The following is a 6,523-nucleotide window of genomic DNA, read 5'->3' on the forward strand; positions in this document are numbered from 1 at the left end:
GGCGGGTTGCGCGCGGGGCTCGCGGAGCGGTGTTTCGGGTCTCCGAAAGACCTCGCGGCGGCACGGGCCGCACCGGTGCGGTCGGCCGGCCCGCTGCCGGTGCCCGGCCGGTTCTGCGGCGACCCGGTGCACGTCATCCGGTTGGACCGCCTCACCGCCGCCCTCCAGGTCGAGGGCCACTGACCGTCCCGCGTCGCGCCCGCCCGGTCGGGTGGCGAGGATGGAGTGGTCAGCCTCGCCCCGTCGCCGAGCCCGGCGGCGGGGCGCGGGTCGTTCTCGGCCGGAGGTGAGCGGTGATGGCCGGATTGGTGCGGATGAGTCTGGACGAACCGGAGGAGGTGCGCCCGTTCGAGGGCGGCAAGGGGCAGTTGGCGCTGGTGAACCTGGCGGCGGGCGGCGTCGGCCGGGCGGTGTTCGAGCCGGGCTGGCGCTGGTCGGAGCACGTGAAGCCGATCGCCGGCACCGACAGCTGCCGGGCCTCGCACGCCGGGTACGTGATCTCCGGCCGGCTGCGGGTGGAGATGGACGACGGCGAGGCCGAGGAGTTCGGCCCGGGCGACTTCATGCTCTGCTCGCCCGGCCACGACGCCTGGGTGGTGGGCGACGAGCCCTGCGTGGTGCTCGACTGGCAGGGCTACGCCGACTACGCGAAGCCGAAGGGCTGAACGCTAGGCCCGCCGCACCTCGTGCATGAAACAGCCGAACTCGACGGCCCGCACGTGCAGCACGGCGGTCTCCGGGTCGGCCAGCAACTCGGCGGCCAGGGAAGCGAGTTCACCGGGCTCACCGACCTGCCCGCCGAGGATCCGGCCGTCCGCGGAGTAGGCCCGCAGCACCCGCGGCCCGCGGTGGAAGCCCTCCGGCCAGCCGCCGGGGTGGCCCGCGCACGGCCCGGCGTGCACGAACACCGGCCCGGTCTCCAGGTAGGGGCCGGGGTCGCGGCCGGTCTCGGCGGCCCAGCGCAGCAGCGGCGCGTACGACAGCAGGGTGATCCGGTCGCCGGGCCTGGCCCTGGTCAGGCAGCAGCGCAGCGGCTCGTCGCCGGTCTCGGTGACGAGGGCCTCCCGGGCGCGCCCGGCGTCGTCGGCGCGGAGCAGTTCGGCGAGCACCGGGGCGGGCACGGCCCGGACGTCCAGGGCGGTGGCGGTGGTGACGCCGGGGGCGGAAGCGGTGGCGGTGGCGGTGGCGGTGGTGTCCATGCCCTCCAGCCTGCGCCGCGGCGACGCCCCGGTCCGGCGGCTTTTGGACGTCGCGCTGCCGGGCCCGGGAACGTGGCGCGGCCCGCCGCGGCGTGCTGCCGCGACGGGCCGTTTCTCACGGACTCCCTGACCTCCCGACGGTGCGTCAGGTCAGCTCGGGGGCCAGTTCCTTGATCTCGGCGAACGAGAGGCCGCTGTGGTTCATCGACTCGGCGGTCTCCCGGTCGATGCCGAGCCCCTTCAGCTGGGCGAGCTGGGACTCGGTCAGCGGTTCGGCGGGGGTGAGGGAGGTGCTGTCGAAGTCCTCGTCCCCGTAGTCGTCGCCCTCGCTCATCGCGGCGAACACGTCCTGGAGCTTGCCGAGGTCGAGCTCGGTGGCGCCGGAGGGGGCGGTGATCGCGGCGCCCTGGGTGGTGATGCCGAGCCGGACCGGCAGGTGCGCCGTCCAGTCGTCCCCGTCCGCGAACTGGGCCAGGTCGACGGTGATCGCCGAGGCCCGGCCGTCCACGATCCGCACGTCGGCGGCGAACTTGCGGTCCGGCACGTCCTCGAAGCCGTTGAACTTGTTCTTGCTCGGGATCTCCGGGTACCCGGGGATCTCCTTGGCGACCTCGCTGAACGAGCCGTACAGGCTCTCTACCAGCGGGCGCATGGGCGCGGACAGCCGGATCACGTCGGCGTCGCCGGACTTGCCGAGGTCCTCCACCGAGACGTTCTTGGAGAAGGCGCCCTTCACCGATTCGCAGAAGTGCCGGAGCACGGAGGGGTCGACGCTGGGCGCGGCGCTCGGGTTCTTGCCGGCGTCGCGCTCCGGCTCGCCGCCCTGCATCTGCCGGGAGAGCTTCTTGAACGCGTCCGGGTCCACCGAGACCCACTTGCCGTCGACCAGGTCCTTGAGCGGGGCGGCCTCGGGCGGCAGGTCGCCGAGCCGGTCGATCTCCTCGGCGTCCGCCCCGCCCAGTTCGGCGATGCCGCGCACGTCCGCCTTGGCGTACGCCTTGTCGTCGACCAGCCGGAGGTCGAAGTAGGTCTTGCCGTTCTTCTTGCCGTTCAGCGCGTAGTCGATCGAGACCCCGTCGGTGCCGGAGCCGGCGGACGCGGTGTCGCAGCCGCCCTTGAAGAACCCGGTCTCCTTGAGCGGCTTGTCGTAGCTCACCGAGACGGAGAGCTTCAGATCGGAGAGGAGGGCGGCCTCCTCCTTCTCGATCGGGGAGTCGGTCGCCTCGCCGAACGCGACCAGCTGGTCGGCGCCGGCGTCGACGGACAGGTCGAGGGTGAGCGTCCGGGCGTCCCCGAGCTTCTCGAACGCGTTGCCGAGCTTCTCGCCGGCGTTGAGCTCCTTGACGGCGCCGCAGGCGACGAGGCCGCCGCCGAGGAGAGCGGCCCCGGTGGTGACGGCTATGCCGGCGCGCAGGGCGCGGCGGCGAATGGCGGTGTTGATGGCTTGCTCCTGCTAGTGGAGACGGTTCGGGCCCGGTCGGCCCTGCCGCGGAGGCAAGCTCAGCACAGTGACGCGTCCCCCCGCACGCGAATATTTTTACCATTCGTTTAGGACATTCTCACGAGGCCCCCCACCTCCGTGCCCGAACCGCCTCCCGCCGGAGGCGTCGTCAGACGGCGCTGCCCGCGACCCAGTCCGCCCAGCTCATGTTCCAGCCGTTCAGGCCGTTGGCGGGATTCACCGTGCGGTCACCGGAGTTGATCACCTCGACCACGTCGCCGACCATCGAGCTCGCGTAGAACTTCGCCGCGTCGGTGCCCGGGTCGCCGCCGCCCTGGACGTCCTGCAGCGCGATGCAGCCGTGGCTGGTGTTGTCGTTGCCGAACTGCGAGGCGGGCGACCAGTAGTTGCCGTGGACGAAGGTGCCCGAGGTGGTCAGCCGCTGGGCGTGCGGCACGTCCGGGATGTCGTACTCGCTGCCCAGGCCGACCGTGCTGGAGTTCATCCGGGTCTGCTGGTACTTCTCCGAGATCACCAGCTTGCCGCCCCAGGTGCGGTGCTCCGGCGCGCCGCCGATCACCGGGTAGGTGGCGGTGACCCGGCCGTCGGTGCGGACGGTGAGGGTGTCGGCCTTCAGGTCGGCGGTGGAGACCTGGCTGCGGCCGACGGTGAAGGTGACGTCCTTGGTCTGCGTCCCGTACACGCCCTTGGCGCCGGCCACGTCCTTGAGCCGGAGCTTGAGGGTGACCTTGGTGCCCTTCGCCCAGTACTCCTGCGGGCGGAAGTCGAGCCGGGTGGAGTCGAACCAGTGGCCGACGATCTCCACCGGCGGGTCGGCGACCACGGTGATCGCCCGCTGGACGGCCTTGCGGTCGGTGATCGCCTTGTTGAAGTTGATCGACACCGGCATGCCGACGCCGACGGTGGTGCCGTCCTCGGGGGTGAAGTAGCCGACGAAGGTGTTGGCCGGGGAGGCGGTGGAGAAGCTCGCGTTGGCGTCGGCCGGGCGCTGGTCGCCGTCCACGGCGGAGGCCGCGACGGTGTACTGGCTGCCGCTGGAGAGCTTGGCGGTGGAGGTCCAGCTCGCCTTGTCGGCGGAGAACTCCCCCGCTATCGCCTTGCCGGTGCCGTCGGTGACGGTCACCGAGGTCAGGGTGCCGTCCAGCACGGTGACGGTGACCGGCTCGGTGAACGGCGCGGCGGTGGTGCCGTCGGCGGGCTTGACGGTGATCTGCGCGACCGAGGCCTTGGGGCTGGTGGACGGGCTGCCCGTCGGCTCGCCCCCGGCGGGGGCCGAGCCGGAGGCGCTCGGCCCGGCGGGCTTCGCCTTGTCGCCCGAGCAGGCGGCGACCAGCAGCACCGGAGCGCCCAGCAGTCCGGAGAGCACGCCGCGCCGGCTCCAGTTGCCGCCGCGCGGCCGGTCCTGCTTCTCCGCTGCGGTCACGTCCACGCTCCTCGATCCCAAGATCACTCATTTATGTGCAGATCGTACGAGAGTACCCAAGTGGGCGGCAGAACGGACAAAAGCCCGGTCCGGAGTACCGGACCGGGCTCTCGCCGGGGTGGAACGGGGCGGGGACGGGCGTCACTGCACCTCGTACTCGTCCCAGCTCTCGTCGTCGGGGTCGTAGTCGGTGCTCGCGGACTCCCAGGTCGCGGAGGCGAGCTCCACGCCGGGGATGTCGCCGAGGAGGGCCACCGGGTCCACGAAGTGGGCGAGCGAACCGGTCGGGTCCACCTCGATCGCCTCGACGGCCTGGGCCCGCTCGTCGTCCTCCAGATACTCGTCGTCGGCGACCTGGGTGAGCGCGGCGGCCTTCAGGGCACCCTCGTCGGTGATCTCGGCGATCAGCTCGATGGTGAGGCGAACGTAGCGCGGTGCGTCCTGCTCGGGCAGGTCGGTGCTGGTCATACCGGCGAGCCTAGGGCCTCGCACACCCTTCCGACGCCCACCCCTCCGAAAACGCGCCCCGGACGCGAGGGAGGGCCGGCCCGGGCGAACCCGGACCGGCCCTGCCTCCTCCGCTCGGACTCCCCCACCCGGGAGCTCACGGAGCCGCGCCTCGCGGCGCGATATCTGTCGCGGGAGCCGCCGCACCCTGGATGACAGGGGCGGGACGACGGCGCCTCCCGCGACCGGACACGGTGGGCCGGGTCAGGGCCGACCGGTCGTGTCCCTGGTGACTTCGGAGGCTGGGGAGCCGCTCCCTTCCTCCGTTGTCACCGCTCTCGGCTTGTTTGCCGTGCTTCAAAGATGCCCTGCCCGTGTTAACCGGGTGATGCGCGGTTGTGACGTCCGGGTACCAACCTTTCCCCGGGCCCCGGCCCTCACCCGGACGGCGGACGCTCCCCCGCCCGGCGCCGGGTCAGTGACCGGCCCGGGCGGTCAGGAAGGCCAGCAGGTCCTGCCTGGTCACGATGCCCTGGGGCTTGCCCTCCACCAGCACCACCACCGCGTCGGCCTTCTCCAGCACCGCCATCAGGTTGGTCACCGACTCGCCGGAGCCGACCACCGGCAGCGGCTTCGACATCACCTTGTCGAGGGTGTCGGACAGCTGGATCCGCCCGCTGAACAGGCCCTCCAGCAGCTCCCGCTCGACCACCGAGCCGACCACCTCGCCCGCCATGATGTCCGGGTGCCCGGCGCCCGGGGAGACCACCGGCATCTGCGAGACGCCGAAGTCCCGCAGCACCCGGACCGCCTCGGCGACCGTCTCGTTCGGGTGCATGTGCACGAACTGCGGGATGCCCTCGTGCTCGATCGCGTCCTTGCGGGCCAGCACCTCGCCGATGTGCGCCTCGTCGGTGGCGGCCGGCAGGAAGCCGTAGTCGGCCATCCAGTCGTCGTTGAAGATCTTCGACAGGTAGCCGCGGCCGCCGTCCGGCAGCAGCACCACCACCACGTCGTCCGGCCCCAGCTCGCGGGCCACCTCCAGCGCCGCCACCACGGCCATCCCGCAGGAGCCGCCGACCAGCAGGCCCTCCTCCTTGGCCAGCCGGCGGGTCATCTGGAACGAGTCCTTGTCCGAGACCGCGACGATCCGGTCCGCGACCCTGCGGTCGTACGCGGTCGGCCAGAAGTCCTCGCCGACGCCCTCCACCAGGTACGGCCGCCCGGTCCCGCCCGAGTACACCGAGCCCTCCGGGTCCGCGCCGATGACCTGCACCTTCCCGCCGGAGACCTCCTTCAGGTAGTTGCCGGTCCCGGAGATCGTCCCGCCGGTGCCGACGCCCGCCACGAAGTGGGTGATCCGCCCCCCGGTCTGCTCCCACAGCTCCGGGCCGGTGGAGTGGTAGTGCGAGGCCGGGTTCTCCGGGTTGGAGTACTGGTCCGGCTTCCACGCGTTCGGGGTCTCGCGGACCAGCCGGTCCGAGACGTTGTAGTACGAGTCAGGGTGCTCGGGCGCGACCGCGGTCGGACAGACCACGACCTCCGCGCCGTACGCCCGCAGGGTGTTGATCTTGTCCGTGGACACCTTGTCCGGGCAGACGAAGATGCACTTGTAGCCCTTCTGCTGGGCCACGATCGCCAGCCCCACCCCGGTGTTCCCGCTGGTGGGCTCGACGATGGTGCCGCCGGGCTTGAGCGCGCCGGAGGCCTCCGCCGCCTCGATCATCCGCATCGCGATCCGGTCCTTCACCGAACCGCCCGGATTGAAGTACTCGACCTTCGCCAGCACGGTGGCGCTGATCCCCTCGGAGACCTTGTTGAGCCTCACCAGCGGGGTGTCGCCGACCAGCTCGATGATCGAATTGTGGTACCGCACGGGGGTCCTCCCGGTCGATGGCATCACTGATTTCCCGAAACCCCCAGCCTAGGGCCTGTCTCTTATACACATCTGACGCTGCCGACGATACTCCTTGTGTAGATCTCGGTGGTCGC

Annotated in this window: 6 protein-coding genes; 1 reads left to right on the forward strand and 5 read right to left on the reverse strand. The window is 71.6% G+C overall.

All coding sequences use genetic code 11. The features are described 5' to 3' along the window. Window positions 1-296: 296 nt before the first annotated feature. The gene (locus OO48_RS19830) at window positions 297-665 is read left to right on the forward strand and encodes a cupin domain-containing protein (RefSeq protein ID WP_033218091.1); all 369 of its coding nucleotides are present in this window, start codon (window positions 297-299) and stop codon (window positions 663-665) included. Between the two features lie 3 nt (window positions 666-668). Here the strand turns inward: OO48_RS19830 and OO48_RS19835 are convergent, their stop codons facing one another. The 5 genes from OO48_RS19835 to OO48_RS19855 form a co-directional block, all read right to left on the reverse strand. Next, on the reverse strand, window positions 669-1,199 hold the full coding sequence (locus OO48_RS19835; protein ID WP_051732333.1) for a DUF1203 domain-containing protein: 531 nt from the start codon (window positions 1,197-1,199) through the stop codon (window positions 669-671). Window positions 1,200-1,344: 145 nt separating this feature from the next. Then, complete coding sequence (locus tag OO48_RS19840) at window positions 1,345-2,355, reverse strand: hypothetical protein (RefSeq protein ID WP_033218093.1); 1,011 nt, start codon at window positions 2,353-2,355, stop codon at window positions 1,345-1,347. Window positions 2,356-2,809: 454 nt separating this feature from the next. Then, a complete protein-coding gene (locus OO48_RS19845; protein WP_033218095.1) occupies window positions 2,810-4,090 on the reverse strand; it encodes a L,D-transpeptidase in 1,281 nt (426 codons plus the stop codon). A gap of 135 nt (window positions 4,091-4,225) precedes the next feature. After that, a complete protein-coding gene (locus tag OO48_RS19850; protein ID WP_033218097.1) occupies window positions 4,226-4,552 on the reverse strand; it encodes a hypothetical protein in 327 nt (108 codons plus the stop codon). Between the two features lie 454 nt (window positions 4,553-5,006). Next, window positions 5,007-6,407 (reverse strand): cystathionine beta-synthase, encoded by a 1,401-nt coding sequence (locus OO48_RS19855; RefSeq protein ID WP_033218098.1) that lies wholly within the window; start codon window positions 6,405-6,407, stop codon window positions 5,007-5,009. Window positions 6,408-6,523 lie beyond the last annotated feature (116 nt).

This window comes from Kitasatospora phosalacinea, from assembly GCF_000716545.1.
GTDB classification, from domain to species: Bacteria; Actinomycetota; Actinomycetes; order Streptomycetales; family Streptomycetaceae; genus Kitasatospora; species Kitasatospora phosalacinea.